Raw genomic sequence first — 240 nt, forward strand, 5'->3', positions numbered from 1 at the left:
AGACTTGCTGTGGTTGTTTTTCCATTACTCCCAGTAATTCCAACAATGGTTGCCTTAGTAAAAGCTGCTGCAAAGTCGATTTCTGAAATTACCTGAATCCCTTTTGCTTTTAGTTGCATTACAAGTAGAACTGTATCGGGAATTCCTGGACTTTTCACCACCACATCGGCATGTAATATCTTCGCTTCGGTATGTCCGCCTTCTTCCCAGTCGATCTCATTTTGTGACAATACAGATGCG

The 240-nt window shown here is 42.1% G+C and carries 1 pseudogene; it reads right to left on the minus strand.

The features are described from left to right. Positions 1–240, minus strand: a pseudogene (locus ACY2RS_RS15815) (UDP-N-acetylmuramoyl-L-alanine--D-glutamate ligase); the annotation flags it as partial.

This window comes from Patiriisocius sp. 208BN25-11 (assembly GCF_058147145.1).